Source organism: Rathayibacter sp. AY1F8 (assembly GCF_002932165.1).
In the GTDB taxonomy this organism is placed as follows: domain Bacteria; phylum Actinomycetota; class Actinomycetes; order Actinomycetales; family Microbacteriaceae; genus Rathayibacter.
This window is the reverse complement of record NZ_PSVB01000004.1, coordinates 24,843-51,534: the sequence shown is the minus strand read 5'-3', so window position 1 is coordinate 51,534 and position 26,692 is coordinate 24,843. Positions and strand designations below refer to the sequence as shown.

The following is a 26,692-nucleotide window of genomic DNA, read 5'->3' as shown; positions in this document are numbered from 1 at the left end:
CCTTTCGGGGGCCCCGGCGGGGGCGGATTCCCCGATGCTAGACGATCGGCGGACGCCCGGCGAACGCCATCCGGAGCACCGTGCGGGCCGAGAGGACGCGCCGGCCGCCCGGATCCGAGCGCCATCCCTCCCGCCAGCCGGCGAACCAGGCGCGCAGGGCGGCCGGGTCGCGACGCCAGCGGAGGCACTGGATCGCGGTCCAGGACCCCACGTAGACGAGCGCCAGAGGTGCGGCGAGGTTGCGGCGGGCGAGCCAGACGCGGTTGCGCGCGTTCAGCCGGTAGTAGTCGGCGTGCCGGGTCGGCTGGATGACCGGGTGCTGGGCGACGAGCTCTCCCGCGTACCAGGCGGAGCGACCCGTGTCCCAGACCCGCCAGGCCAGCTCGATGCCCTCGTGGGCGTAGAAGAACGGACCCGCCCAGCCGCCCGTCCGGACGAACACGTCGCGCCGCAGCACGACCGCTCCCTCCCAGACCGAGAAGACGGGGCCGGAGCGGCGGGGGTCGCCCTTGAGGATCCGCGGGATCCAGCGCCGCGGGCTCGGCGTGCCGTCCGTGCTGTCGACGCGGGGCTGCACCAGGCCGATGCGGCGGTTCGAGGCGAGCAGCGCGACCGCGTCGACGAGGAAGCGGGGGGACGGGATCCGGGCGTCGTCGTCGAGGAAGAAGAGGTACTCCCCCGCGACGGCGTCGACTCCGGCGTTCCGGCCCGCCGGGATGCCGAGGTTCTCGGGCAGCGCCAGGGCGCGCACTCCCTCGGGCAGGCCGTCCGGCTCCCAGCCGTTGCCGACGCAGACGACGTCCAGCTCGACGCCCTCCTGCGCGAGGACGCCGGCCAGCCCCGCGGCGAGGTCGTCGGGCCGGGTCCCCTGCGTCAGGACGACGACGCCGACCCGCGGCTCAGGAGCGGACACGCTTGGACGCCATGATCGCGACGAAGTGGCCGACCAGGGCGAGGAGGGCGAGCGGCAGCAGCGCCCCGACGAGGACCCGGTCGGCCGTGCCCGCTCCGACGACGAGGCCCACGAGGGCGGTCGCGAAGGCCAGCATCGTCAGCTCGACGGAGTGGTAGAGGCGGTGGAAGGGCAGGAAGCGGGCCGCGCGGCGAAGCCCCGCCAGCCCGGACGAGGACGGCACCGCCTCGCCCTTCGTGTCCGCCAGCTTCGTGAGACCGGCGTTCGCGCGCGCCACGTGCACCATGTCGTTGAGCGCCTTGTTGAGGACGATCACCAGGGCCAGGGCGAAGCCGATCGTGGTCCAGAGGAAGTCCGCCGGCGCCTCGAACGGGACGCCCGCCGCCCGCAGCCCGAGCGCGATCGGGATCAGCGCCTCGGTCGTGTAGTGCCCGACCTTGTCGAGGAACACGCCCGCCGGCGAGGACGTGCGGCGCCAGCGCGCGACCTCGCCGTCGCAGCAGTCCACCAGCATCTGCAGCTGGCCGAGGAGCAGCGCCAGCGCCGCTCCGGCGATCCCCGGGATCAGGAGGGCTGCCGCCGCGCTCCAGCCGACCAGGATCATCAGCCCGGTGACGCCGTTCGCCGAGATCGAGGTCTTCAGCAGCAGCCAGGTCAGGTAGGGCGAGAAGCGGCGCAGGTAGAGCGACGCCGTCCAGTGCTCGGCGTTGCGGCGCCCGCGCACCTCCGGGGGCTGCGCGACGGCGCGCAGCTCGGCGATGGAGCGGGGTCTCGTCGTCGTGGTCATGCGCCCCTCGGCGAGTCGGACCGCGGCTGGTGGCGGTGGGCGGAGATGTTGCTGGTCAGCCCGGCGAAGCCGAGCACGAAGCCGGTCCCCCAGGCCACGTGGACCGCCGGGATGACCACGGCGAACCACAGCATCGCACGCGCGCCGTCCGGCCGCGCGACCACGAGAGTGGCCGCTGCCACCAGGAGGAGGTAGGCGGCGGGCACCGCGAACCCGAGCAGGAGCCAGGGCGCGGCTCCGGCGAGCGCCTGGACGACTCCCGCCAGCCCGACGAGCAGCCCGATGGCGAGCATGGCGACGAGCACGGGCGGAGCGAAGTAGCGCAGCGACCGCGAGGCCGGGAACATCCGGGTGAGCTCGCCGCGCCACATCCCGGTCGAGAGGAACTGCCGGAGCAGCGCGCGCATCGAGGGTCGCGGCCGGTAGGTGACGGTGAGGCGCGGAGTGAACCAGACGACCTCGCCGCGCTCGCGCAGCCGCCGGTTCAGCTCCCAGTCCTGCCCGCGCTTGAAGCGCTCGTCGAACAGGCCGGCGCGCTCGAGGGCGGAGCGGCGGAAGACGCCGAGGTACACCGTGTCGGCCGGGCCCTCCTCGCCTCCCACGTGGTGGGGCGTGCCGCCCAGGCCGATGCGGGAGCCGTACGCCCGGGCGACCGCGCGCTGGAACGGGGTGAGGCCCTCCGCCGCCATCACTCCGCCGACGTTCGCCGCTCCGGAGCGCTGCAGCGCCTCGACCGCCGTGCGCGCGTACTCGGGCGGCAGGACGGAGTGCGCGTCGACCCGGACGACGACCGGGTGGCGCGAGGCGCGGATCGCGGCGTTGAGGCCCGCAGGAGTGGAGCCGACCTCGTTCGGCACGACGCGGATCCGCGGGTCGGCCGCGCTCAGCTCGGCGACGAGCTGCTCCGTGCCGTCGATGCTCGGGGCGACGGCGAGGACGACGTCGAAGGGGCCGGTGTAGTCCTGATGCAGCAGCGAGTCGACCGCGGCGCGCACGTGGGCGACCTCGTTGAGGACGGGCATGACGTAGGAGACGCCGGGCAGGTCGGAGAGGTCGTCTTCCGGGATCTCGTGCTGCATGGGTCCAGTTCGTGCGGGAGGAGCGCGGGCGCAGGGATCCACCACCCTACCAGCGGGGAGCGCCGCGCCCCGGGCCGGGCCCGGACGCGGAACAGCCCCCCGGGGACGGATCCTCGAGGGGCTGTGCGCGGTGGCGGAGCACAGCCCCCCGGGGACGGATCCTCGAGGGGCTGTGCGCGGCGGCGGAGGGTCAGCCGGCGGCCATCTGGCCGAGCGTCGCCTTCGCCTGGTAGCTCTGGCCGTTGCGGACGTAGGTCAGCTCGACCGCGGCGTTCGCGGCCTGCGCGCGGACCTGCGCGGTGAGGTCGGACGCGCTCGTGATCGGAGTGCTGTCGATCGCGGTGATGATGTCGCCCTTGGTGAGACCGGCCGCCTGCGCGGCACCGCCTCCGGAGACCTCCTCGATGCGGGCGCCGAGGACGTCCGCGGTCGAGTCGGAGACGCTCGCGCCGAGCAGGCCGTGCGAGGCGGAGCCGTTCGCGATGATCTCCTTCGCGATGCGCTCGGCGATCGCGCTGGGGATCGCGAATCCGACTCCGATGTTGCCGGACTGGCCGCTCGAGGAGGACTGGCCGGCGCTCGCGATCGCGACGTTCACGCCGATCAGCTCGCCGTCGCTGTCGAGCAGCGCGCCGCCGGAGTTGCCCGGGTTGATCGCCGCGTCGGTCTGGATGACGGGCAGCGAGATGGTGCTCTTCGCCTGGGTCGGCGCCTGCTGGCCCGGGATGTCGAAGTTGAACGGGCTCTCGGTGCCGCCGCTCGAGCTGTCGCCCGAGTCGTCCGGAGCCGCCGAGGAGGCGACCTGGATGCTGCGGTTGAGCGCGCTGACGATGCCGTCGGTCACGGTGCCGGAGAGGCCGAGCGGGGCGCCGATGGCGACCGCCGTGTCGCCGACGTTGATCTTGGTGGAGTCCGCGAACGTCATCGGGCTGAGGTCGGTCGCGCCGGTCAGCTTGATGACGGCGAGGTCGAGGGTCGGGTCGGTGCCGACGACGGTCGCGTCGAAGATCCGGCCGTCGCTGGTCGTGACCGAGACGGTGCCGTTCGCGATCTCGCCGTCGAGGGTGACCACGTGGGTGTTGGTCAGGACGTAGCCGTCCTTCGAGAGCACGATGCCGGAGCCGGTGCCGGCGGACGAGCTGCCGCTCACCGCGATGGTGACGACGCTCGGAGTGGCCTTGGCGGCGACCGCGGTGGCGGTCGTCGCGTCCTCGGCATTGTTGACCGTGATCGTCTGCGAGCCGCCTGCGGAGACCACGCGGGTCCCGCCGCCGTTGGAGGCGGACCAGAGGCCGAACACGCCGGCTCCCGCGACTCCGCCCACGACCGCGCCGATGGCGAGCGCCGCGACGACGCCCACTCCGGCTCGGCGCTTCGTGGCGGTGGGGGCGGGGGTGTACTCGGCGCCCGGGCCGAAGGGGCTCGAGGAGGGCGGCTCCTCGGAGCCGTGCAGGGTGTTCGCGGCGGGCGGCGCGTACTGCCCGTAGCGGGCGGGCTGGGAGACGGGCTGCGCCTCGTTGCCGGCCGTCGCGTTCGGCGTGTACGGCGGCTGGGGGGCCGAGGAGGAGGGGTAGGGGACGGTCGGGTTCTCGCTCTCGCGGTGCGCTCCGCCCCGGTGGATCGGCTCGGTGGGCCCGGTGGTCGAGGACGACGCTCCGGAGCTCTCGCCGGGGGTGCGCTCGGTCGCCTCTCGGGCGCCGGACTCCGTCGGCGTGGTGGGTTCCTCCGGCTGACGAGGACCCTCGTGACTCTCGGTCATGGGTGCTGCTCCTTCCAAGCGGGGATAGCTTGGCGATCGTACCTGGGGGTTTCTTATGACGGGCCTGCGAGCGGGAAATGAAACCGGCCGGACTGCTCGAGCGGGCACACTGGGCACGTGAGCATTCCCGGATCCTGGTCCCGCGCCGCGGCGGGCGCCGGCCTCCTCGGCCCCGGCGGCGAGGTCGCCGCCACCGTCTTCAGCGAGATGAGCGCGCTCGCCCTGCGCACCGGAGCGGTGAACCTCGGCCAGGGCTTCCCGGACGAGGACGGCCCGCGCGAGATCCTCGACGCCGCGCGCGACGCCATCGCGTCCGGGCTCAACCAGTACCCGCCGGGTCCCGGCTTCCCCGTCCTGCGCGAGGCGATCGCCGCGCACCGGCTGCGCTTCTCCGGGATCGCCCTCGACCCCGACGGCGAGGTCCTCGTCACCACGGGCGCCACCGAGGCCCTGGCCGCGGCTCTGCTGGGCCTGCTCGAGCCGGGCGACGAGGTCGTCACCTTCACGCCCCACTACGACGCCTACGGAGCCCTGATCGCCCTCGCCGGAGGGGTGCACCGCACCGTGCTCCTGCGCGGCCCCTCCTTCGCGGTCGACCACGACGAGCTGACCGCCGCGGTGAGCGACCGCACGCGCGTCATCCTGGTGAACGACCCGCACAACCCGACCGGTGCCGTCCTCCCGGCCGTGACCCGCGAGCTGATCGTGCGGCTCGCCGAGCGGCACGACGCCGTGATCCTGACGGACGAGGTCTACGAGCACCTGCGCTTCGACACTCCGCACGTCCCGCTGGCCTCCCTTCCCGGAGCCTTCGAGCGGACGCTCTCCGTCTCCTCGGCGGGCAAGACCTTCAGCACCACGGGCTGGAAGATCGGCTGGGTCACGGGCCCGCGCGAGCTGATCACGGCCGTCCTCGCCGTGAAGCAGTTCCTCACCTACGTCAGCGGCTCGCCGTTCCAGGGGGCCGTCGCCCTGGGGCTCGGGCTCCCGGACGCCTTCTTCACCGGCGCGGCGCAGACTCTTGCCGCCAAGAAGGACCTGCTGTCGACGGGCCTGGCTGCTGCGGGCTTCGGCGTCGCGCCCTCCTCGGGCGGCTACTTCGTCGTCGCGGACGCGGCACCGCTCGGCTACGACGACGGGGTCGAGCTCTGCCGAGCGCTCCCGGATCTCGCGGGAGTGGTGGCGGTGCCCGTGTCGGCGTTCTGCCGCCCCGAGGACGCCGCTCCCTACCGCTCGCTCGTCCGCTTCGCCTTCTGCAAGCGGTTCGAGGTGCTGGAGACCGCGGTCGCGGGCCTCGCCCGCATGGCGCGCTGAGGAGCCGGCCTCAGCGGATTCGGTCGGATGCCCGGCGCCGTCGGGCCGGGGGCGGCGGTCAGAGCGGCAGCACCCGGAAGCGCCGCAGCGCCAGAGCGGGGTTCTTCGCGCGCGCCGCGTCGATCCGCTCGCGCGAGACCCAGGCGACGGCGACATCCTCGACCTCGCCGAGGGTGACGGTCTCGACGCCCATCGGATCGACGATCATGCTCGTGCCGACCCCGATCGGCGGGGTCTGGTCGGCTGCGACGAGGTACACCGTGTTCTCGAGCGCGCGGGCGGTGACCAGCGTCCGCCAGTGCGCCTCCTTGAGCGGGCCGCGCACCCACTCGGCCGGTGCCGCGATGACGTCGACCCCGGCGTCGACCAGCCAGCGGCTGACCTCCGGGAAGCGCAGGTCGTAGCAGGTCTGCAGCCCGACGACGAGGCCGCCGACCTCGAACGTCTCGGGTGCGGCGATCTCCCCCGCGGCGACCCACTCCGACTCGGTCTGGCCGAAGGCGTCGTACAGGTGCAGCTTGCGGTAGCGGGCCACGAGCGCGCCCTCGGGGTCGAGCGCGACGAGCGTGTTCGCGATGCGGCGCCCGTCCACCGCCTCGACCATGCCCGCCACGAGGTGGATCCGGAGCTCGCGCGCGAGGGCCGCGAGAGCCGTGACGAACGGGCCGTCGAGCGCCTCGCCCGCCGCGACCAGCTCGGGCCCGAGCGGATCGGTGAAGGCGGAGCTGTACTCCGGCAGCACCACCATGCTCGCGCCGCGCTCGGCGGCGATCCGGGCCAGGCGCCCGATCGTCGCGATGTTCGCCTCCCGGTCCGTCGAGGGGGCGAACTGCGCCACGGCCATGCCGACGGCGCCGGTCATCAGCTCGGCGGGTAGAGGAAGAGGGCGACCTGGGAGGCCGGGATGGTGCGCTTGTGGTACGCGTGGTCGTTGCCCCAGTTGTACTCCTCGAGCGAGACCGTGCCGTCGGAGTTGACGGCCTGCACGTAGGCGACGTGGTTGCCGGTGAACCAGGCGACCGCGCCGGGGACGGGCGTGCTGCTGGTCACCCAGCCGTGTGAGGCCCACTGGCCGGCCCACGCGTAGGCGCTGCCTCCGCCCGGGGTCATGTTGCCCCAGGTCCACTTGAAGGGTGCGCTCGTCGAGCCCTGGTCGCGGTTGATCCGCCAGGCGACGAAGTCGACGCACTCGCGGTAGTAGTACCGCAGCGGCGAGAGGCCGCCGCCCTGGTCGTCGGTGAGCTGGTCGCGCCAGGGGTAGTCGTCGCCCTCCTCGCGGGGCGTGACCGAGGTGCTGGTGCCGCCGCTGCCCGCGGCCGCGCCGTCCGCGCCGGTCGTGCCTGCCGCGGCCTGCGCCTCCTGGGCGAGGCGGGCGGTCTCGGCGTCGCGGGCGGCCTGCTCGGCGGCGGCGAGCGCGCGCGCCTGGGCGGCCGCCTCGTCGAGCTGGGCCTGGGTCGGTGCGGTGAAGGAGTCGCGGATGACCTGCTCCTGGACAGCGGTCGGCGCGACGGTGAGCTTCTGGTTGCCGAGCGCCTGCACGCGGGCGGCGGCCTCGACGGCGGCCTGCGAATCGGGTGCCGGGTCGAAGGAGTAGGCGGGGAGCGCGGAGACCGCCACGAGGCCCGCGATGGCGGCGAGGGCGACCGTGCTGACGGTCGCACGGAAGACACGGCCCCGGCGGCGCCGCACGGGGCGGACGGGCGTGAGGACCGGAGTGGCGACGCGTGCCGCGGGCAGCGCGTGCGGCGCCTGCCGCGGGCTCCGCCGGGTCGGGCGGTCGCCGAGCCCCTCGTTCGAGCCGTCGTCTCCGCGTTCGTCCCTCACAGCAGCACCCCTCGCATCGGGGTCGAGCCTAACGTGCGGGCCGGTCCGGCACACGCGTCGGCGCGGAGCGTCGGGAGGCCGGTCCGCGGATGCGGGTCGCGCGAGACCGGCTCGCGGTCGGCGGCGCCGCGGGCGGATCCGACGGTGACGCGGACGGGCGACCGGAGTAGCGTCCGGAGCGGAGCGGGCGCGACGGGGCGGCCGCGGGACGGAGGACGGCGATGATCCGGAGCGAGAGGGCCTTCAGCGGCTTCAGCGTGGACGACGTGGAGGCGGCGCGGGCCTTCTACGGCGGAGTGCTCGGGCTCGAGGTCGAGCTGAACGCGATGGGGATCCTCGACATCCGGCTGCCGGGCGGAGGCCGCGCGATCGCGTACCCGAAGCCGGACCACGAGCCGGCGTCGTTCACGATCCTGAACTTCTCGGTGGAGCACGTCGACGCGGCGGTCGCCGAGCTGCACGCGGCAGGCGTCACCACGGCGATCTACGACGACCCGTCGCTGCCGACCGATGCGGACGGAGTGATGCGCGGCCACGGGCCGACGATCTGCTGGTTCCACGATCCGGCGGGCAACGTGCTGAGCGTGATCGAGGGCGACTGAGGTCTCCGCCCACGCACTGTCAGTCGCGGGCATCACGTCCGCGACCCGCGTTAACGACGAAAGCCGGCCCTTCTCAGGACCGGCTTTCGCTTTCTTGTTGCGGGGGCAGGATTTGAACCTACGACCTCTGGGTTATGAGCCCAGCGAGCTACCGAACTGCTCCACCCCGCGGCACAAGAAGAGACATTACACGCGTTCCGGCGCCGGTGCAAATCGACGCGGCGGTGGGAGCGGGCTCCGGTCTCAGGCGGGCTTGGCGGCGCGCAGCACGGCGCTCCCGTCCACGCTCAGCCCGACCGCCGTCAGGGCGGCTGCGAGCTCGGACGAGGTGCGCGACCAGGTGCGGACGTCGGCGTCGACGAGAGCGGACGACGACGGGACGACGAGCACCGCGCCGCCGGGGGCGACGAACCACTCCACCAGCCGCGCCCACTCCTCCAGGTCGGGGAGCCACGAGACGACGCCGGCGCTGCAGAGCACGACGTCGAACGAGTCGGGCTCCGGCAGCATGTGCCGCAGCTCGTAGAGGTTCGCGCAGACGAAGCGGGCGGAGCCGGCGAGGTCCCTGTCCGCGGCGCCGGCGCGTGCTCGGCGCACGGCGGGCATCGAGAAGTCGACGCCCACCACGCGGGCGCCGCGCTCGGCGAGCTCGAGCGCGTCGAGCCCGTCGCCCGAGCCGAGCTGGAGGATCCTCGGACCGGGGTCGAGGAGCGCCGCGGTGACGAGCTCCGGGTGGAGCGCACCCTCGCCGGTGCGCTCCTCCCAGTACGTGCGGTTCAGCTCGAGCCACTCCCCCGAGCGGAGGTGCTCGCCGCGGTCGACCTGCACCATGCGGGCTACTGGCCGCCCTCGGCCTGCAGCGCCCGCGAGAGCGCCTCGGTCAGCTGCTCGTCCGCCGCCGCGAAGGCGGTGAGGTCGCCTGCCTTGAGGGCGTTCTCGCGAGCCGTGAGGGCGTCCCGCGCGTCGTTCAGCGCCTGCTGCAGCGCCGTCTGGTCGCCCGTGGCCGGCGTGGAGCCGGTGCCGCCGGTCGTGCCGCCCGCGTCGCCTCCGGTGTCGCCGCCCGAGGTGCCGGTGCCCGCGTCCGGAGTCGTCGGCGTGCCGGTGTCGCCCGCGTCGGCTCCCGAGTCGCCGCCGAAGAGGCTGTCGAGGGCCGCGTCGAGGGTGTCCTCGAAGGCGATGTCGTCACCGAACGCGACCAGCACCTTCTGCAGGAGCGGGAAGCTCGTGTCTCCGTTGGAGCGCACGTAGATCGGCTGGACGTAGAGCAGGCCGCCGCCGACCGGCAGCGTGAGCAGGTTGCCCCTCGTGACGGTGGTGTCGCCGCGGGAGAGGATGTTCAGCTCGTTCGCGACCGTCGGGTCGGTGGTGAACGCGTTCTGCACCTGGCCGGGGCCGGGCACCGTGTCGTCCTTCGGCAGCTCGAGCAGGCGGAGCGTGCCGTAGCCGTCGGCCACGGAGCCCGCCGTCGAGCCGGCGTCGGAGTCGGCCACGAGGTAGCCGGTCAGCACGTTGCGGCTGGCCTGCGCGCCCTGGACGCTCGCCGGGATGTACGTCGAGTAGAGCGAGTACGACGGCACGTCCTGATCCGGCGTCTGCAGCGTCAGGTAGTACGGAGGCTGCAGGCTGGTGCCGGTCGCGGCGGCCGTGGTCGCGGCTCCGCTCGTCGGGTCGTTCGGCGTCGCCCAGGCGTCCTCGCGGGAGTAGAAGGAGCCCGCGTCGGTGACGTGGTAGGTGCCGAGGACCGCGCGCTGGACCTTGAAGAGGTCCTCCGGGTACCGGACGTGGCTGAGCAGCTCGCCCGACATGTCGCTCACGGGCTTCACCGTGGTCGGGAAGATCTTCTGCCAGGTCTGCAGGATCGGGTCCTCGGTGTCCCACGCGTAGAGCGTGACGCTGCCGTCGTACGCGTCGACGGTCGCCTTCACCGAGTTGCGGATGTAGTTGACGTCGTCGGTCGGGAACTGCTGCTGCGTGTTCGTGTCGGCGATCGCCTGCGAGAGGCTCTGCACCTCCGAGTACGGGTAGTCGGCCGAGGTGGTGTACCCGTCGACGACCCACTTCACGCGGCCGTCGACGACGGTCGGGTAGGCATCGGAGTCGAGCTTGAGGTACGGCGCGACCTTCTGGACGCGCTGCACGGGATCGCGGTCGTAGAGGATCTGCGAGTCGTCGTTCACGCCGTCCGACAGGAAGATCTGCTCGGACTGGAACTTGATCGCGTAGACGAGCTTCTTGAAGACGTTGTCGAGAGCGGGGCCGCCCTCGCCGTCGAAGGTCGTGTAGGTCTGCTGCGCGCCGTCGGTGCCCGAGGGGTAGTCGAGCTCGATGTCGCGCGAGTCGTTGCCGCCCACGATCGAGTACGGCGGGGAGTTCTCGCCGAAGTAGATCCGCGGCTCGTAGTCGCCGAGGTCGCCCGTCGTCGGGACGCCGGACTCGATGAACACCGGCTCGCCGTCGGCCGATCGCTGGTTGCCGTACGCGGCGACCAGGCCGTAGCCGTGGGTGTAGACCAGCGTCTGGTTGTACCAGGTCTGGTTGGTGCCGAGGCCGTTGAGGTTCAGCTCGCGGACGCCGACCACGGCGTCCTGCGTCGATCCGTCGATGGAGTAGCGGTCGACGTCGAGCGCGTTCTGCGTGTCGCCGAACTTGTAGTACTGGCGGAACTGCTGCAGCTGCGAGAACGCGTCGGTGACGACGGCGGGGTCGAGGATGCGGATGTTCGCGGTGGTCTCGGCGTCCGAGCGCAGGGCGCCCGGCTCCGCGTCGGTGGTCGCGTCGTAGGGGATGACGTCGACGTCGCTGACGCCGTAGGCCTGGCGCGTCATGTCGATGTTGTTCTGGATGAAGGGCTGCTCGAGCGTGCGCTCGTTGGGCTCGACCTGGAACTTCTGCACGATCCACGGGTAGAGGGAGCCGACGAGCAGGCTCGACACGATCAGCAGCGCGGTGCCGATGACCGGGAAGCGCCAGCGGCCGATGAAGGCGGTGACGACGAAGAGGATCGCGACCAGCGCCGCGATGCCGGCCAGGATCTGCAGGCCCGGGATCGTCGCGTTGACGGTGGAGTAGGTGGCGCCGGTGATGCGGGGCCCCTGCTGCGCGAGCGTCGCGTACTGGTCGAGCCAGAGGCTGACCGCCTGCACGGCGAGGTAGAGGGCGGCGATGACCGCCAGCTGGATACGCGAGGCCTTCGAGATGCGGATCTCGCGGCCGTTCACCCGGATCGCTCCGTAGAGGTAGCCGGTGGCGAGGGTCGCGAACGCCGAGATCAGCAGGACCGCCGACGCGAAGCCGACGATGCTCTGGTAGAAGGGCAGCTCGAAGAGGTAGAACGACGTGTCGAGGCCGAACTGCGGATCCGTGGTGCCCGAGGGCGTGCGGTTCCAGAAGGTGAGGCTCGTCTGCCAGCGGGTGGCGGAGGAGACGCCGGCGAAGAGGCCGAGCACCGCGGGGATCCCGAAGGTGGCCAGGCGCCGCAGCGGCTCCACGACCTGCTGGTAGCGGTCGATCTGCGAGTTGAGCTTCGCGTAGACCGGCCGGAGGCGGTACGCCAGCATCAGGCTGATGAACACCGGCACCGCCATGGCGACGAAGCCGATGACGAAGAGACCGCCCGCCGCCGCCCACTGCGTCGTGAGCACGGAGAGGAAGCCGAGCTGGTCGTACCAGAGGATGTCGGTGTACAGACCGGCGAAGACGAAGAACGCCACCACCAGGACGGCCACCACCACGACAGTGACGGCGAGGACGCTCCGTCTCTTCCGCGGCGGGGTTTCGGTTGCTGTGGAACTCACGTGAGGGCCTCTTGCTGTCGAGATGTGAGGGGAGGCCACCCATGCTATGCGACGGCTGTCCGGCTCACCTGGGCGTCGACCCGGGGTCGGCGGGCGGGATCAGTCGAGGGGAGCGGCGGTGCTGCAGTCCGGCAGCCCGGAGGTGTCGCCCGCGGCGATGCCCTTCAGTGCGGCGAGGGCGTCGTCGAGGGTCGAGACCGCGAGCACGTCGAGCCCGTCGGGGACGTGGCCGACGACCTCGTTGCAGTTGGTCGCGGGGGCGAGGAAGTACTCGGCTCCGGCGCCCTCCGCCCCGTAGAGCTTCTGGCGGATCCCGCCGATGGCGCCGACCTCGCCGGCCGCGTCGATCGTGCCGGTCCCGGCGACGCTCCGCCCCCCGTTGAGCTCGCCCTCGGTGAGCTTGTCGATGATCCCGAGGGCGAACATCATGCCCGCGCTCGGCCCGCCCACGTCGTCCAGCTGGATGTCGACCTCGAACGGGAAGTCGAAGGCCGCTCCGGGGAGGACGCCGATGACGGCGGCGCCGTTCGAGTCGCGCGGCGTGACCTCCACCTCCTGCCGGACGCCCTCGCGCTCGATGCTGACCTGCACCGGGGAGCCGGTGCCGAGGGTCTGCAGGGTCGCGCGCAGGGCGGTCGCGTCGGCGACCGGGGTGCCCGCGACCGCGAGGATCTCGTCCCCCGCCTCCAGGACGCCCTCGGCCGGGGAGCCCTCGGGCACCTGCACGACCGAGACGCGCTGCTCGACGGGGTAGCCGAGCTCGGTGAGCGCGGCGGCGATCGCCTCCTGCTGGGAGTCGGTCATCTCGGCCTGGTTCGCCTCGTCGCGCTCCTCGACCGTGGAGGAGGGAGGGAAGATCGCGTCGACCGGGACGACCGCCTTGGTCCTGTCAAACCAGGCGCTCGCGACCTCGACCCAGGTGGGCAGGCTCTGCGGGTTGCCGACGACCGACACGGTAAGCATGTCGAGCGTGCCGGCCGTGGGATAGGTGGTGCGGTCCGGGATCGAGATGAGGGGCACGTCCTTGCTGCTGCCCAGGGTGTCGAACACGGGGCCGGGCTGCTCGATCACGTAGGGGGCGGGCGCGACGCCCAGACCGACCACGACGGCGACACCCGAGAGGAGGACGACCGGTCCGACCCACGGGCGGCGCGGGGAGGAGGAGGGGCGCGGGTCGTCGGAGAACAGCGACACGGGGGCCTTTCTGGCAACGGGTGGAGCGGCTCCGCCGGGATGTTCGCGGCGGGCGGAAGCGGGCTGGGCCCGAGCGGTGCTCTGCACGCCGAGGCCCCGGGCGCTCGGGCTAACGTAGCTTGCACGACTGGGAGTCGCGCCGGAACCGGCGCCCTGTGCAGGGCCGCGGAGGCGGTGCGGCGACCGGATTCACGTGAGCGACGGAGGGCTGATCCCGATGGCCGATGGCGACAGTGCGGACCGAGCGGGCGGCGGCTCCGAGGACGAGTTCCGGGAGATGCTGCGGCAGTTCCTCTCGGGGAACGGCCCGGTCGACCCCTCGCAGCTCGCCGGAGCGGCGGGACTGCCGAACGACCCGGTGGCCCTGCAGAACCTGCTCTCGCAGCTGCAGAGCGCGATGCAGCAGAACAGCGACGGCGGCGTCAACTGGACGCTCTCGCTCGAGCAGGCGAAGCAGCTCGCGCGCGCCGAGTCCGCGCCGGTGTCCGACTCCGTGCGGGCTCCGATCGACGCGGCCTTCGGCGTCGCCGCGCTCTGGCTCGACGAGGTCGCGTACGTCTCCGAGCTGAGCCGCACGCCGCGCTCGATCAGCCGTCTCGAGTGGATCTCCCTGACGATGCCGGTCTGGACCCAGCTCGCCGAGCCGGTGGCGCTGAGCATCTCGGACGCGCTGACCCGCGTGCTCCGCGAGCAGGCCCCGGAGGAGATGCAGGCGATGATCGCCGGTGCCGAGGGCATGATGCGCGGGATCGGCGGCACCCTGTTCGCCCTGCAGCTGGGCCAGGTCGTCGGGCAGCTCGCCGCCGAGGTCGTCTCGGGCGGCGACATCGGCATCCCGCTGCTGGAGGAGAACGACGCGGCGATCCTGCCGCAGAACGTCGCCGCGTTCGGCGAGGGCCTCGACATCCCGCTGGACCAGGTGCGGCTGTACCTGGCGGTCCGCGAGCTCGCGCACGCCCGCCTCTTCCGGCACGGCAAGTGGCTCCGTCTCGCTCTCATCTCGCAGATCACCGACTTCGCGCGCGGGATCAGCATCGACACCACCCGCCTCGAGGAGCTGGCTGAGGGCTTCGACCCGTCGAACCCCGAGGAGCTCCGCGACGCGATGACCTCCGGCGCGCTCATCCCGCCGAAGACGGAGGAGCAGCTCGCCGCGCACGGCCGCCTCGAGACCGTCCTCGCCCTCATCGAGGGGTGGGTCGACGTCGTCACCGCGGCGGCGACCACCCGCCTGCCCAGCGCCGGGGCGATCGCCGAGACGGTCCGCCGCCGTCGCGCCTCCGGAGGCCCGGCCGAGTCCGCCTTCGCGACCCTCGTCGGCCTGGAGCTGCGCCCGCGCCGCCTCCGCGAGGCCGCCGCGATGTGGCAGGCCGTGACCGACGCCGTCGGGCCCGAGGCCCGCGACTCCCTCTGGTCGCACCCCGACCTGCTCCCCGGCTCGGAGGACCTGGACGACCCGAGCGCGCTCGTCGCCCGGCTCACGGCCGAGGCCCGCGGCGAGACCCCGGAGCCCGACGAGATGGACCGCGCGCTGGAGGACCTGCTGAACGGCACGATGCCGCGCGAGGGCGACGGCGCCTCCGGAGACGCTCCGGACACGACCGACGACGCCGGCTCGCCGGACGACGACGACCGCGGCTCCTCCCCCACGGGCGACCGCCCCGTCTGACCCCCCCGTCCGGCGCCCACCTGTGGACAACTCGCGCGGCGCCGGGCCGGTCTCGGCCATGATCGCCGGATGGTGCTCCGGCTCGATCCCCGACTCCCCCTGCTCTGGCGCTCCGCGACCGCGGTGCAGCTCGGCCTCGACCGGCCGCACGCGGTCCTGGACGGCGTCGGCTACCCGGAGGAGCTGCTGCTCGACGCCCTCCGCGTGGGCACCAGCGCCGGCACCGTCCGCCTGATCGCGGCGCGCGCCGGAGCGAGCGAGGCGCGGGTCGACGAGGTGCTCGAGGCGCTCCGGCCGGTCCTGCTGCGCAGCGTCGAGCCCGGCGACCCTCCCCCGGCACCGCGGGTCGTCGTCGAGGGGACGGGCGCGGCACCGGACGCACTGCGCACGCTGCTCCGGAGCGAGGGCTGCTCGCTGGTCGCCGACGACGGGACGCCGGACCTCGCCGTGCTGATCGCCGACTTCGCGGTCGCCCCCGCCCGCGCCGCGCACTGGCTCGCGGCCGATGTGCCGCACCTGGCGGTGGTGTTCGGCGACGAATCGGTGCGCCTCGGACCCCTCGTCGAGCCGGGTTCGGGACCGTGCCTGCACTGCGCCGAGCGGGACCGGATGGACCTCGACCCGGATCGCGCGCGCCTCGTGATCCAGGTGCTCGGCCGCTCAGCCCCCACCCGCACGCCGCTCGCGAGCGCCGCGATCGCCGTGGCGGCCGCCGACGCCGTGCTGCGGCGGCTGCTCGCGGGCTGGCGAGGATTGCGCGCGGCCGAGCGGGTCTACAGCGACGCCTCCGGAGCGTTCACCGTGCGGGAGCGGGAGCCGCACCCCGAGTGCGCGTGCCGAGCTCTTCGAGGAAGCGCGACGGCTCCCTCCGCGTGAGGCGGCCGACCGTCGAGCGCGCCCATGACAGGCGCAGGCGCCGGCGGGCCCGGGTGATGCCGACGTAGAGGAGGCGCCGCTCCTCGTCGATCGCCTCGAGGCCGGCGGCGTACGAGATCGGCAGCAGGCCCTCGGCGAGCCCCATCAGGTGCACCGACTCCCACTCGAGGCCCTTCGCCGAGTGCAGCGTGGCGAGGGTGACCGCGCCGCGGTCCGGCTCGTGGTGCATCTGCTGTCGTGCGATCAGGTCGTCGGTGAACTGGCGGAAGGTCCAACCGGCAGGGGCCTCGTCGACGAGGCGGGCCAGCGTGTCCAGCGACTCCCATCGGTCGCGCACCGCACCGGGCGCCGACGGGGGCTCGGCGCTCCAGCCGAGCGAGCGGAGGACGTCGCTCACCGACTTGAACAGCGGCTCGCCGCTGATCGACACGGACGCCGCGCGCAGCTGCATCACGGCCTGCTTCACCTCGGGGAGGTCGAAGAAGCGCTTGCCGCCGCGCATGTGCGCGCTCACTCCCCGCTCGTGCAGGGCGTGCTCGATAACCGCCGACTGGCTGTTGGTGCGGAAGAGGACCGCGATGTCGGAGGGGCGCACCCCCGCCTCGATGTCGGCCGCGACCCGCGCCGCGATCCCGCGCGCCTCCGCGATGTCGTCCGGGTAGGCGTCGATCGCGGGCTCCGGCGCCTCGGCGGCGGCGACGGCGTGGAGCGAGAGGGCGCCGGGCCTGCCCCGCATGAGGCGGTTCGCGGTCTGCACGATCGGCACGGCCGAGCGGTAGTTCTCCTCCAGGCGCACCACGGTGGCGGCCGGCCAGCGGGACGGGAAGTCGAGGAGGTAGTCGGCCCGCGCACCCGCGAAGGAGTAGATGGTCTGGCTGGCGTCGCCGACGACGCAGAGGTCGCTCCGGTCGCCGAGCCAGAGCTCCAGGAGCCGCTGCTGCAGCGGCGAGACGTCCTGGTACTCGTCGACGACGAAGAAGCGGTACTGCTCGCGCACCTGCATCGCCATCGCGGGCTCGGACTCGAGCATCCCGGCGGTCACGAGCAGGACGTCCTCGAAGTCGATCTGGCGGCGCTGGTCCTTCAGCCCCTCGTACTCGTCCACGAGCGCGACCGTCTGCTCCAGGGTGAGCCGTCCGGGCAGGGGGCGCGTGCGGGCGGCGACGGCGTACTGCTCGAGCGAGAGGGCGGACACCTTCCGCCACTCGATCTCGGCCGAGAGGTCGCGGAGCGTCGCCGTGTCGAGCTTCAGGCGGAGCCGCTCGGCCGCGTGCCCGAGCAGGCGGGCCTTGCCGTCGAGCAGCTGGGGCATCGTGCCCCCCACCAGCTGCGGCCAGAAGTAGCCGAGCTGCGAGAGAGCCGCTGCGTGGAACGTGCGGGCCTGGACGCCCCCGGCGCCGAGCACCCGCAGGCGCGAGCGCAGCTCGGCCGCGGCGCGGCTGGTGAAGGTCAGGGCCATGACGCGACCGGGCGTGTAGACGCCGGTCGCCACTCCGTGCGCGATGCGGTGCGTGATCGTCCGGGTCTTGCCGGTGCCCGCTCCCGCGAGGACGCAGACCGGCCCCAGCAGCGCCTCCGCAGCCTCGCGCTGCCCCTCGTCGAGTCCGTCGAGCAGGGTCACGCGATCGGGCCGTTCTCCAGCTCGCCTCCATACCAGTCCTCGATCATCGCGCGGGCGATCGACGAGCGGCCGGGCAGCAGCACGGACTCGAGCGAGTCGTGCAGCTGCTGCCGGGTGAACCAGCGCAGCTCGACGATCTCCTCGCCGTCCGGGAGCAGATCCTCCGGGGACTGGTCCTCGGCGAGGCGGGCGATGAAGCCGACCATGAGGGAGGCGGGGAAGGGCCAGGGCTGCGAGCCGAGGTACTGCGGGTCGACGACGCGCATGCCCGACTCCTCGCCGATCTCGCGGATCACGGCGGCCTCGAGCGACTCGCCCGGCTCGACGAAGCCGGCGAGCAGGGAGAAGCGGCCGGTGCCCCACATCGCGTTCGAGCCGAGGAGGAGGCGGTCGTCCGCGTCGAGGACGCAGACGATGATCGCCGGATCCGTGCGCGGGAAGACCTGGCTGCCGTCGGTGGGCGAGCGGCGGACCCAGCCGCCCTGCTCGACGACGGTCGGGTCGCCGTTGCGGGGCGAGTAGCCGTGCGAGGCGTGCCAGTTCGCGATGGCGAGAGCCTCGGTGAACAGGCCCGCGTCGCGGTCGCTCAGGCGCTCGGCGATCGGGCGCAGGCCGCTCCACCGCTCCTCGTCGGGCTCGAGCTCGGCGGCGGCCGCGTCGGTGAGGACGGTCGCGATGACGGGGGTTCCGACCGGCTCGCCGGGGGCCTCGGCGAGCGTGCGGCCGAGGTAGATCCGGAGGGTGCCGGCGGTCACGTCCTCGGGGCGGCGCAGGAGGAGGCGGTCGGCCTCGACCAGGGTCCGGTCGTGGTGCAGGACGAGCACGCGGGTGGCGGGATCGGCGAGCAGCTCGTCGAAGAGCGCGGGCCGCGAGCGTCCGACGCCGTCGCGGTCGGCCGCCTGTCGCGAGAGCGGGAGGCGATCGGCGAAGGGCAGTGACATCCGGGGCTCATTTCGTGACGGGGGCCGCGAGGACCGCTGTCGCGGGCCTTCGACGGCATCGGCGGGACAGCGCGTGGCGGCGGGCCGGCCGGGCACGAGCCGCCTACCCTGGAAACCATGGCCAGATCCCATCTCACTCTAGCCGCGCTGGCCACCTCGGCCGTCGAGGGCCTCGACGTCCGCTCCGCGCGCCCCTTCACCTCCTCGACGCACGGCGACTTCGACTCCGCCCTGCTGACGACGCGCGAAGGCGCCCGCCTCGTCGTGCGCGTGCCCACGTCCGCGCTCGCGGAGCAGGAGCAGCTCGGCGACCTCGTCGCGCTCCGGGCGCTGACCGCCGGCATCCGCAGCCGCCTGCCCTTCGATCTGCAGGAGAGCGTGGGTCAGACGCCGTTCGACGGCACCCGCGCGGTCGTCTACGAGTACCTCGAGGGAGATCGCGTCCTCATCGACGATGTGGCCGCGCAGAGCGGGCTCGCGGACTCGATCGGCCGGGCCGTCGGGGCGATCCACTCGCTCCCGGTGTCGTTCGTCCAGGAGGCGGGCCTGCCGATCGCGACCGCGCGCGACAGCGTGAACGAGACGGTCGCGGTGATCGAGCGCGCGGCCGACACCGGCCACGTCCCGGCGGCGCTCGTCGCGCGCTGGGAGTCGGCCTCCTCCGACGAGGCGCTCTGGCAGTTCGACCCGACCGTGGTGAACGGCTCGATGACCGCCGACTCCTTCCTCCGCTCGGGCGACGTCGTCGCGGCCGTGCTCGGCTGGGCGGCGCTGCGGGTCGGCGACCCGGCCCGCGACCTGCACTGGCTGCTGAGCGCCCCGGGCTCCGAGACGGCGCTCTCCGCCTACTCCCGGATGCGCGCGGGAGCAGTGGACCGCACGATCCGCCAGCGCGCCCAGCTCTACGCCGAGCTCGAACTCGCCCGCTGGCTGCTGCACGGCACCGAGACCGACGACTCCGCCATCGTGGACGACGCGGTCGCCATGCTCGACACGCTGGTCGACAGCGTGCTCGGCGACCTCTCCGCGCCCCTCTCGACCGACACCGGCCCGGTGCTGGCGGTCTCAGAGGTCGAGGAGCTGCTCAACCGCACGCCGGGAGCCCGCACGAGCTCCTCCGCTCACGGCCGCGGGCTCGCTCCCGTCGCCGAGGAGAGCGACTCCGCGAGCTCGCGCTCGGAGTAGAACCGCTCGGGCCGCAGCACGAGGTCGTCGGCGACGAAGTAGAACACGGCGTCGACGCTCTCGAGCGGCACCCCCCGCCAGCGCGAGTAGGCGAGCCGGTACAGCGCGAGCTGGAACTGCTTGAGCTCGAGGTCGGCGGCGTCCTTCGGCGCCCGCCCGGTCTTCCAGTCGACGATCTGCACGCCGTCCTCCGTCGGGTACACCGCGTCGAGCTTGCAGACGACGACGTGGCCGGCGAGCTGGAGGTGGATCTCGATCTCGACCGCCTCCGGGCGCCGGTCGGCCCACTCCGAGCGCTCGAACGTGGCGATCAGGGCGTCGAGCCGCTCCTGCTCGACGGACGCGGGGCCGGCGTCGTCGAGCTCGTCGGGGAAGGTGTCGACCGCCTCCGCCCCGCCCTGGACGCCGAAGCGGTTCTCGACCCAGGAGTGGAAGGTCGTGCCGAGCCGGGTCTGCCGGTAGGGGCGCTCCGGCATCGGCCGGCGCAGCTGCGCGGCGACCTCGTCCGGCGTGCTGACGATGTCCTTGAACCGGGAGGCGGGGATGCGGGTGGGCAGCGGCGTGCGCTCGCCCCCGGCCAGCCGCACCGCCCGCTCGGCGAGCAGCAGGCGGATGTCGTCGCCGCGCGCTCCGAGCAGAGCGGGCTCGGCGCTGCGGACCCGGGCGGCGGCGGCGCGGACCCGGTCGCCGCGGGAGCCGAGCGGATCGTGGGGCCAGCGGAACGTGCGCGGGGCCCGCTCGAGCGGGTTCTCCTCGTTCGCGGGCTCGGTCGGCAGCGGCGGGATCGTGCCGGCCTCCTCGAGGTCGCGGAGGAAGACGCCCGGTCCGCGCGGCTTGGCCTGGCCGGCCCACCACGAGCCGCTGAGCAGGAGGTGGTGACGCGCCCGCGTGACGGCCACGTAGGCGAGACGCCGCTCCTCCGCCTCGTTGCGCTCGCGGAGGGTGTCGCCGAACGCTCCGATCGCGTCGACGACCTCCTTCTGCGTGCTGCAGCCGCGCCAGGCGAGATCGGGGAGCTCGGCGGCGTCGCCGCGGAACGCGTAGGGCATCGCGCCCAGTCTGACCCACCCGCGGAAGCCCTCGACCGGCGTGCCGGGGAGCTCGCCGTCGACCATCCGCGGGACGGCGACGAGGTCCCACTCCAGACCCTTGGAGCCGTGGATCGTCAGCAGCTGCACCGTCCCCGGCTCCGGGTCCTCCGGTCGCGGGGCCAGGCCGTCGCGCTTGTCCGCGAGGACGAGCCAGCGGAGGAATCCGCGGAGGGAGGAGCCGGTGCCGGCGCCGCGGTCGTCCGTCTGCAGGTACCCGGCCACCGCCTCGCGGAAGGCCTCGAGGTTGGCGCGGCCGTCCCCGCGCGACTCGTTCGCCTCGACCTCGATGTCCAGGCCCAGCTCCTGCTCGACCAGGGTGACGAAGTCGAGGAGGTCGAGCCCGGCCCGGGCGCGCAGCCGGGCGAACAGGGCGCCCGCCTCGTGCAGGCGCCGCAGGCCCTCGGCGCTGAATCCGCCGAGCGCGGAGTGGTCGATCCGCCCGTCGTCGCCGGGGCGGCGCGCCGCGATGAAGTCGAGGGCCTCGACGATCGAGCCGCCCTCGCCCTCGGTGACGGACGCGCGCATCCGCTCGCGCACCTCCTCCGGGAGCAGCCGGTGGGCGTGGTCGCGCGCCGCGAGCCACGAGGCGAGGTCGCGCAGCGCCTTGAGGTCGCGGACGCCCAGACGCCAGCGGGCGCCGGCCAGGAGGCGGACGAGCTCGCTGCCGGCGGCCGGGTCCTCGACCACGGTGAGCGCGGCGACGAGGTCGGCGATCTCGGGCTGCCGCAGCAGGCCCCCGATGCCGAGGATGTGGTACCGGACGCCGTGCTTCGCCAGCGCGGCGGCGAAGCGGTCCATGTGCGCGCGCACCCGGAAGAGCACCGCGGCCGACGGCGGCTCGGCGTTCTCGCGCAGTTGCCCGGCGAACCAGGCGGCGACGTCGTCCGCCTCCTCCTCGATCGTCTCGGGGAAGGTGAGCTCGACCGGGTGCTCGGAGGCCTGAGGCCCCGCGCTCAGCGTGTCGACCGCGACCGCGCTCCCCGCCGACAGCGGCTCCACGATCGCGTTCGCGGCGGTCAGCACACGGCGGCCGTTGCGCCAGCTCGTGCTGAGGGAGAAGCGGCCCGCTCCCCCGAAATCGGTGCCGAAGCGGCCGAGCCCCTCGGCGCTCGCACCGCGCCAGCCGTAGATCGACTGGTGCGGGTCGCCCACCGCCATCACTCCCTGCCCGGCGAAGAGCCGCGAGAGGAGGCGGGTCTGCAGCACGGAGGTGTCCTGGTACTCGTCGAGGAGCACCACCCGGTACCTCGCGCGGTGCTCGTCCACGATCCGCGGCACCCGGTCGACGATCCGCAGCGCGAGGGCCACCTGGTCCGAGAACTCGACGAAGCCGCGCTCGGCCTTCGCCTCCTGGAACCGCTCGGCGAGCGCCGTCAGCACCGGCAGCGCGCCCACGGCCTGTAGCGCCTTCTCGAGCTCGCGGTAGAGCCCCGAGCCGCTGCCTCCGCGCGGCAGCTCGCCCAGGCGGAGGAAGTCCTCGGCGAACGCGGCGACCGCGGCCGGATCGGCGAGGTTGTCGGCGAGGTCGTGCGCGAGCGAGACGACGAGGTCGGTCAGCCGGTCGATCCCCGCCTCCACCTCGAGGATGCGCGGATCGGCCGTGTCGGCCACGACTCCCCGCGCGAGATGCCAGGCGGAGGCCTCGGAGAGCACGGTCGCGTCCCCCTCGCGGCCGATCAGGGCGGCGTTGTCGCGGAAGATCGTGTTCGCGAAGGCGTTGTAGGTCGAGACGGTGGCGGCCTCGAACGGGTCGGGCGCCGACTGCCCGGGCGCGAGCGGGAGCAGGCCCGCCGCGCCGAGCTGGTCGATCCTCCGCCCGATGCGCTCGCCGAGCTCGGCCGCCGCCTTGCGGGTGAAGGTGAGGCCGAGCACCTCCGACGGCGCCGCGTGGCCGTTCGCGAGGAGCCAGAGGACGCGGTTCGCCATCGTCTCGGTCTTGCCGCTGCCGGCACCGGCGACCACCAGGGCAGGCTCGAGCGGCGCCTCGATGACGGCGCGCTGCTCGGCGGTGGGCGGGCGCAGGTCGAGGCGCTCGGCGATGGTCAGGGCGTCGATCACGGCAGCTCCTCCTCGAGGACGGCGGAGGGGTCGGGGTCGGCGGGGCCGGATGGATCGGCCGGCGCATCGGGACCCGGCTCCTCGGAGTCCTCCGGGTCCTCTGTCTCGTCGACCTCGTCGATCGCTAGGAGTCCGTCCCCCGGGACCTCGGGCACCGCGTGGATGCGGTACCGCAGGGCGTCGCCGGGGGAGAACGGGGTCGCGTCGAGCAGGCCCGAGAAGCCCGCCGCCGCCATGCCCAGGGCCGCGGCGCGGACGCGATCGCGCAGCCGCTCCAGCTCCTCCTCGCCGAAGCGCTCCTGGACCACCTCGCGGTACGGCTTCCCGCGCACGCCCGTCGCCACGAAGAGCAGCTTCGCGCCTCCCCCGTCGGCCGGGTCGGCCGCCTCGATCGCCCCTTCGGCGACGGCGAGCTGATAGCTGCCCAGCTGCGCGTGCTCGGCGATGTCGTCCTTGCGGGGGGTGCTGCGGCCCGTCTTGAGATCGACGATCGTGACGGAGCCGTCGGCCGCGCGCTCGACGCGGTCGATCGAGCCCCGCACCCGGGCGGGCGGGACGTCGAGCTCGAACTGCTGCTCGCGGCCGAGCACCACGCCTCCCCCGCGCTCGAAGTCGGCGAGGTAGCCCGCGAGGCCGTCGATCAGCCGCCGTGTGACGCGCTTCTGCCGCTCCCCCAGCCAGGGCGACTCGAAGACCAGCTCGGGCCACCGCGACTCAAGAGCCGCCCACAGCTCCTGCGGATCGGGCCGCTCGGCGTTCTCGAGGACCCAGTGCACGAGGGTGCCGACCCCCATCGCCGTGCTCGTCGTGGAGCCGGAGACGGCGTCGACGAACCAGTCCAGAGGAGACCGCTCGAAGGCCTCGAGCCGGCTCGGCGAGACGGAGACGGGCCGCTCGGGGTCGCCGACGTCGAAGAGCGGCTCCGTGGTCGAGGGCTCGAGCACCCCGGACCAGGAGGAGGGGTCGGCGCCCGGGACCTCCGCGAGCGCCAGGGCGCTGAGCCCTCGGATGGCGGCGGGAGCCTCGGTCGAGTCCGGCGTGGTGGCGGTCCGGCGCAGCGCCGCCACCGCCCCGCGCAGCGTGAGCGGCACTGCGGAGGCCGGATCGAGCCGCGGCGCGTCCGGCGGGGTGAGCCGGAAGAAGAGGGAGGGCGTCTCGTCCTCGCCCGCGACGGCGCTGAGCACCAGCTGCCGCCGGGCGCGGGAGGCGGCCAGGGCGAACATCCGGAGCTCGTCGTCGAGAGTGGCCTTGCGGGCGTCGAGCGGCAGTCCGCCCTCGCCGCGGGCGTGCCGCAGCAGGCCGTCCGGATCGAGCAGCGAGCCGCGCTGGCGGAGGTTGGGCCAGACGCCGTCCTGCAGTCGCGCCACCACCACGACGTCGAACTCGAGGCCGACGACGGAGGAGGGCGTGCCGATGAGGACCGCGTCCTCGACGGAGCGCGGAGCGAGCGTGTCCTCGGGGACCTCCGCCTCGAGGATCTCGGTGACGAAGCCGACCGCGGAGTGCCCGGTCGCCCGCTCCACGAACCGGCGCGCGGCGCTGAAGAGGGCGACCACGCCGTCGAGGTTGCGGTTGGCCTCGGCGGCGGTCAGGCCGGTGCCGAGGGCGAGCTCGCGCCAGGAGGACGCGACGCGGCTGGACTCCCACGCCGACCACAGGAGCTCCTCGATCGAGCCCCCCTCCTCGTGCAGGCGGCGGACCCGGTCGATCGTCACGGCCAGCCGCTCGGCCTGCCGGGCGGGAGCGGAGTCGATGGTCGCGAATCGGCCGGGCGCGGCGAGGGCCTCGACCAGCAGCGGGTCGCTCGCGCGGATGCCGCCGCCGGCCAGCTCCTCCGCCCGGAGCGCGAGCCGGAGCCTGCGCAGCCCCAGCCGGTCGACCCCGCCGAACGGGCCGAGCAGCAGCTCCGCCGCGAGCTCCGCGTCGAGGGGCCGCTCGCCGATCGCGACGCCGACCAGCACGAGCAGCGCCCGGGCCGCGTGATCGTCGCGCAGCGCCCGTCCGGCGAGCACGGAGCGGGTCGGCACCTCCGCCACCGCGAGCGCCTTCACCAGCGGCTGGACCGCGGCTCCGGAGCGGACGACGACCGCCATCCGCCGCCACGGCACTCCGTCGCGCAGCCGCCGCTCGCGCAGCAGCCGCGCCACCGTCGCCGCCTCCCGCGCCGCCGTCGGGGCGTGCAGCACCAGGACGGGCGCCGGGCCCGCCTCGGGGGCCGGAGCCGCGACCGCCGCCCGCTGCCGGCCGGCCGCCGCGGTGCCGATCCGCTCAGTGGCCGCGGACACGACCGCCCGCAGCGCGGCCGAGTGGCGGTGCACGCGCGCGAGCACCAGCGTCTCGACGTCGGACGCGCCGATGCTCGCGGCGAACCGGCCGAGCGTGTCGGAGGCCGCGCCGCGGTAGGCGCTGGTCGCCACGTCCGGATCGCCCAGCGCGATCACGGTCACCCCGCGCTCCGTCAGCGCCCGCAGCAGCACGAGCGTCGACTCGCTCGCCTCCTGGAGGTCGTCGACGACAACCAGACGCAGCGCGTCGATCCGCTCGCCGCCCTCGCCCGCGCGGATCGCCTCGGCCGCATAGGCCGCGAACTCCGCAGCGTCCAGGCGGGTCCCCGCCTGGGGCGCCATCCACTCGACCACCTCGCGCAGCTCGTCGAGCACGTCGGCCGCCGCGCTCCACTCCCCTCGCTCCGCGTCGATCCCGAGGGCGCGGATCGCGTCCGAGTCGAGCCCGTGCTCGGTCGCCCGCATCCCGAACTCGCGGAGCTCGGTCCGGAAGGTCCGCAGCCGCAGCACCTCGGGGCTGAACTCCTCCGGCCACCGCGGGCCGGTCCCCTCCTCGAGGTGGCCCTCGACGAGCTCCGACAGGAGTGCGTCCTGCTCGCCGCCGGTCAGGAGGGTCGGCCGCTCGAGGCCTCGCTCCTTGGCGGAGGAGGTGACCGCCTCGAACGCGAGCGAGGTCGCGGTCCGGGCGAGCGGGCCCCGGGTCGGCACTCCCAGCCGCAGGGCGAGCACGTCGCGCAGGGCGGTGGCGGCGGTGCGGCTGGCCGCGAGCACCACGACCGACTCGGGCGGGTACCCCCGCTCGAGGACGCGCTCGGCGACCAGCTCGACGACCGTCGTGGTCTTGCCCGTCCCCGGCGCCCCGAGCACGGCGGCGCTGCGGCCCTCGGGCAGCGCGAGCACCGCGCGCTGGGAGTCGTCCAGCACGACCGCGGGCTCGCCCGGGAGCGCCTCGCCGACGGAGGCTGCGGTGGAGGGAGCGGGGGTCGCGGGAGCGGTCACACGACCACGGTAGCCACCGGGTCCGACACTCCCGCCCGTCCCCGCCGGGAGCCCCGGCCGCCCGCTCCGCTCACCGCGAAACCGGCGCGGTCGTCCGAGCGCGGTCCCGTATCCTGACACCCTCGTCCCCTCCCGAAAGGCACTGCTGGTGGAAATCCGTATTGGAATGGTCAACACCCCGCGCGAGCTCAACTTCGAGTCGTCGATGTCCGTGACCGAGGTCGAGAAGACGGTGACCACCGCTCTCGAGGCCGGCACCGCCGTCCTCCGCCTCCGCGACGAGAAGGGCAAGATCTACATCGTCCCGACCGCCACCATCGCCTTCGTCGAGGTCGGCTCCGAGGAGTCGCGCCGCGTCGGCTTCGTCGCCTAGAGCGTCCCGGGCGGACACGTCGTGGAGCTCCTCTTCATCACCCTGTTCGGGGTCCTGATCGGTCTCGCCGCGCGCTACGGGCTGCCGCACCGGCACCTGCACGGCTCCGTGCTGGTCCCGGCGATCGGCGGCCTCGTCGCCGCAGTCGTCTGGGTCGCACTGACCTGGGCGGGCCTGCCGTGGGACGGCGGCCTGATCTGGGTCCTGTCCCTCGTCGCGACCGCCGTAGTCGTCGTCCCGGTCGGCCTCTCGCTCGGGCGCAGCCGCGCCCGCCGCGACGAGGCCTCCCTGCAGGCGATGCTCTCGGGACGCGTCGCCCCCTGATCCG

At 73.8% G+C, this 26,692-nt stretch carries 20 protein-coding genes and 1 tRNA gene; 7 read left to right on the top strand and 14 right to left on the bottom strand.

Translation table 11 applies throughout. The features are described 5' to 3' along the window. Positions 1-37: 37 nt before the first annotated feature. From C5C35_RS04740 to C5C35_RS04725, 4 genes are all read right to left on the bottom strand, one after another. Complete coding sequence (locus C5C35_RS04740; RefSeq protein WP_104262674.1) at positions 38-913, bottom strand: glycosyltransferase family 2 protein; 876 nt, start codon at positions 911-913, stop codon at positions 38-40. Further along, complete coding sequence (locus C5C35_RS04735; protein WP_104223579.1) at positions 900-1,700, bottom strand: CDP-alcohol phosphatidyltransferase family protein; 801 nt, start codon at positions 1,698-1,700, stop codon at positions 900-902. The genes C5C35_RS04740 and C5C35_RS04735 overlap by 14 nt, the downstream gene beginning before the upstream one ends. Further along, complete coding sequence (locus C5C35_RS04730; protein ID WP_181027226.1) at positions 1,697-2,779, bottom strand: glycosyltransferase family 2 protein; 1,083 nt, start codon at positions 2,777-2,779, stop codon at positions 1,697-1,699. The genes C5C35_RS04735 and C5C35_RS04730 overlap by 4 nt, the downstream gene beginning before the upstream one ends. A gap of 190 nt (positions 2,780-2,969) precedes the next feature. Next, complete coding sequence (locus tag C5C35_RS04725; protein WP_104262673.1) at positions 2,970-4,538, bottom strand: S1C family serine protease; 1,569 nt, start codon at positions 4,536-4,538, stop codon at positions 2,970-2,972. 117 nt (positions 4,539-4,655) lie between these two features. Between C5C35_RS04725 and C5C35_RS04720 the strand changes: the two genes are divergently transcribed. Further along, positions 4,656-5,852, top strand: a complete 1,197-nt coding sequence (locus tag C5C35_RS04720) for an aminotransferase class I/II-fold pyridoxal phosphate-dependent enzyme (RefSeq protein WP_104262672.1) — start codon at positions 4,656-4,658, stop codon at positions 5,850-5,852. Positions 5,853-5,910: 58 nt separating this feature from the next. Here the strand turns inward: C5C35_RS04720 and C5C35_RS04715 are convergent, their stop codons facing one another. After that, on the bottom strand, positions 5,911-6,714 hold the full coding sequence (locus C5C35_RS04715) for a carbon-nitrogen hydrolase family protein (protein WP_104262671.1): 804 nt from the start codon (positions 6,712-6,714) through the stop codon (positions 5,911-5,913). Next, positions 6,714-7,676: a CHAP domain-containing protein gene (locus tag C5C35_RS04710; RefSeq protein ID WP_104262670.1), complete on the bottom strand. Its 963-nt coding sequence runs from the start codon at positions 7,674-7,676 to the stop codon at positions 6,714-6,716. The genes C5C35_RS04715 and C5C35_RS04710 overlap by 1 nt, the downstream gene beginning before the upstream one ends. Before the next feature lie 221 nt (positions 7,677-7,897). On the opposite strand from C5C35_RS04710, the gene C5C35_RS04705 reads away from it, so the two are divergent. Further along, on the top strand, positions 7,898-8,278 hold the full coding sequence (locus C5C35_RS04705; RefSeq protein WP_104262669.1) for a VOC family protein: 381 nt from the start codon (positions 7,898-7,900) through the stop codon (positions 8,276-8,278). A 97-nt stretch (positions 8,279-8,375) separates the two neighbouring features. On the opposite strand, the gene C5C35_RS04700 is transcribed toward C5C35_RS04705, so the two are convergent. The 4 genes from C5C35_RS04700 to C5C35_RS04685 all read right to left on the bottom strand — a co-directional run bounded on the left by C5C35_RS04700 (position 8,376) and on the right by C5C35_RS04685 (position 13,266). Next, positions 8,376-8,449 (bottom strand) — tRNA-Met (locus C5C35_RS04700). A gap of 72 nt (positions 8,450-8,521) precedes the next feature. Next, positions 8,522-9,109 (bottom strand): class I SAM-dependent methyltransferase, encoded by a 588-nt coding sequence (locus tag C5C35_RS04695; RefSeq protein ID WP_104261194.1) that lies wholly within the window; start codon positions 9,107-9,109, stop codon positions 8,522-8,524. Between the two features lie 5 nt (positions 9,110-9,114). After that, positions 9,115-12,072 carry a UPF0182 family protein gene (locus C5C35_RS04690; protein ID WP_181027225.1) on the bottom strand — a complete coding sequence of 986 codons (2,958 nt, stop codon included), beginning with the start codon at positions 12,070-12,072 and terminating at the stop codon, positions 9,115-9,117. A 99-nt stretch (positions 12,073-12,171) separates the two neighbouring features. Beyond that, positions 12,172-13,266: a PDZ domain-containing protein gene (locus tag C5C35_RS04685; RefSeq protein WP_104233183.1), complete on the bottom strand. Its 1,095-nt coding sequence runs from the start codon at positions 13,264-13,266 to the stop codon at positions 12,172-12,174. 217 nt (positions 13,267-13,483) lie between these two features. Here C5C35_RS04685 and C5C35_RS04680 point away from each other — a divergent pair, with 217 nt between their 5' ends. After that, the gene (locus C5C35_RS04680) at positions 13,484-14,935 is read left to right on the top strand and encodes a zinc-dependent metalloprotease (protein WP_104262718.1); all 1,452 of its coding nucleotides are present in this window, start codon (positions 13,484-13,486) and stop codon (positions 14,933-14,935) included. A gap of 69 nt (positions 14,936-15,004) precedes the next feature. After that, positions 15,005-15,811: a hypothetical protein gene (locus tag C5C35_RS04675; RefSeq protein ID WP_104262668.1), complete on the top strand. Its 807-nt coding sequence runs from the start codon at positions 15,005-15,007 to the stop codon at positions 15,809-15,811. Here C5C35_RS04675 and C5C35_RS04670 read toward each other — a convergent pair. After that, positions 15,732-17,432, bottom strand: coding sequence for an ATP-dependent helicase (locus C5C35_RS04670; protein WP_104262667.1), 1,701 nt, complete (start codon positions 17,430-17,432; stop codon positions 15,732-15,734). The two genes, C5C35_RS04675 and C5C35_RS04670, sit on opposite strands and share 80 nt — an antisense overlap. Next, positions 17,429-18,373, bottom strand: a complete 945-nt coding sequence (nudC, locus tag C5C35_RS04665) for an NAD(+) diphosphatase (protein ID WP_104262666.1) — start codon at positions 18,371-18,373, stop codon at positions 17,429-17,431. The genes C5C35_RS04670 and nudC overlap by 4 nt, the downstream gene beginning before the upstream one ends. Positions 18,374-18,490: 117 nt before the next feature. Here nudC and C5C35_RS04660 point away from each other — a divergent pair, with 117 nt between their 5' ends. Continuing rightward, on the top strand, positions 18,491-19,558 hold the full coding sequence (locus tag C5C35_RS04660) for a phosphotransferase (protein WP_104262665.1): 1,068 nt from the start codon (positions 18,491-18,493) through the stop codon (positions 19,556-19,558). Here C5C35_RS04660 and C5C35_RS04655 read toward each other — a convergent pair. Both C5C35_RS04655 and C5C35_RS04650 read right to left on the bottom strand, forming a co-directional pair. Beyond that, positions 19,495-22,707: an ATP-dependent DNA helicase gene (locus C5C35_RS04655; protein ID WP_104262664.1), complete on the bottom strand. Its 3,213-nt coding sequence runs from the start codon at positions 22,705-22,707 to the stop codon at positions 19,495-19,497. The genes C5C35_RS04660 and C5C35_RS04655 overlap by 64 nt on opposite strands. Beyond that, positions 22,704-25,991, bottom strand: coding sequence for an ATP-dependent DNA helicase (locus tag C5C35_RS04650; RefSeq protein ID WP_104262663.1), 3,288 nt, complete (start codon positions 25,989-25,991; stop codon positions 22,704-22,706). The genes C5C35_RS04655 and C5C35_RS04650 overlap by 4 nt, the downstream gene beginning before the upstream one ends. Before the next feature lie 148 nt (positions 25,992-26,139). Here C5C35_RS04650 and C5C35_RS04645 point away from each other — a divergent pair, with 148 nt between their 5' ends. Both C5C35_RS04645 and C5C35_RS04640 read left to right on the top strand, forming a co-directional pair. Continuing rightward, a complete protein-coding gene (locus C5C35_RS04645) occupies positions 26,140-26,364 on the top strand; it encodes a DUF3107 domain-containing protein (RefSeq protein ID WP_104224841.1) in 225 nt (74 codons plus the stop codon). 21 nt (positions 26,365-26,385) lie between these two features. Continuing rightward, positions 26,386-26,688: a hypothetical protein gene (locus C5C35_RS04640; RefSeq protein WP_104226942.1), complete on the top strand. Its 303-nt coding sequence runs from the start codon at positions 26,386-26,388 to the stop codon at positions 26,686-26,688. Positions 26,689-26,692 lie beyond the last annotated feature (4 nt).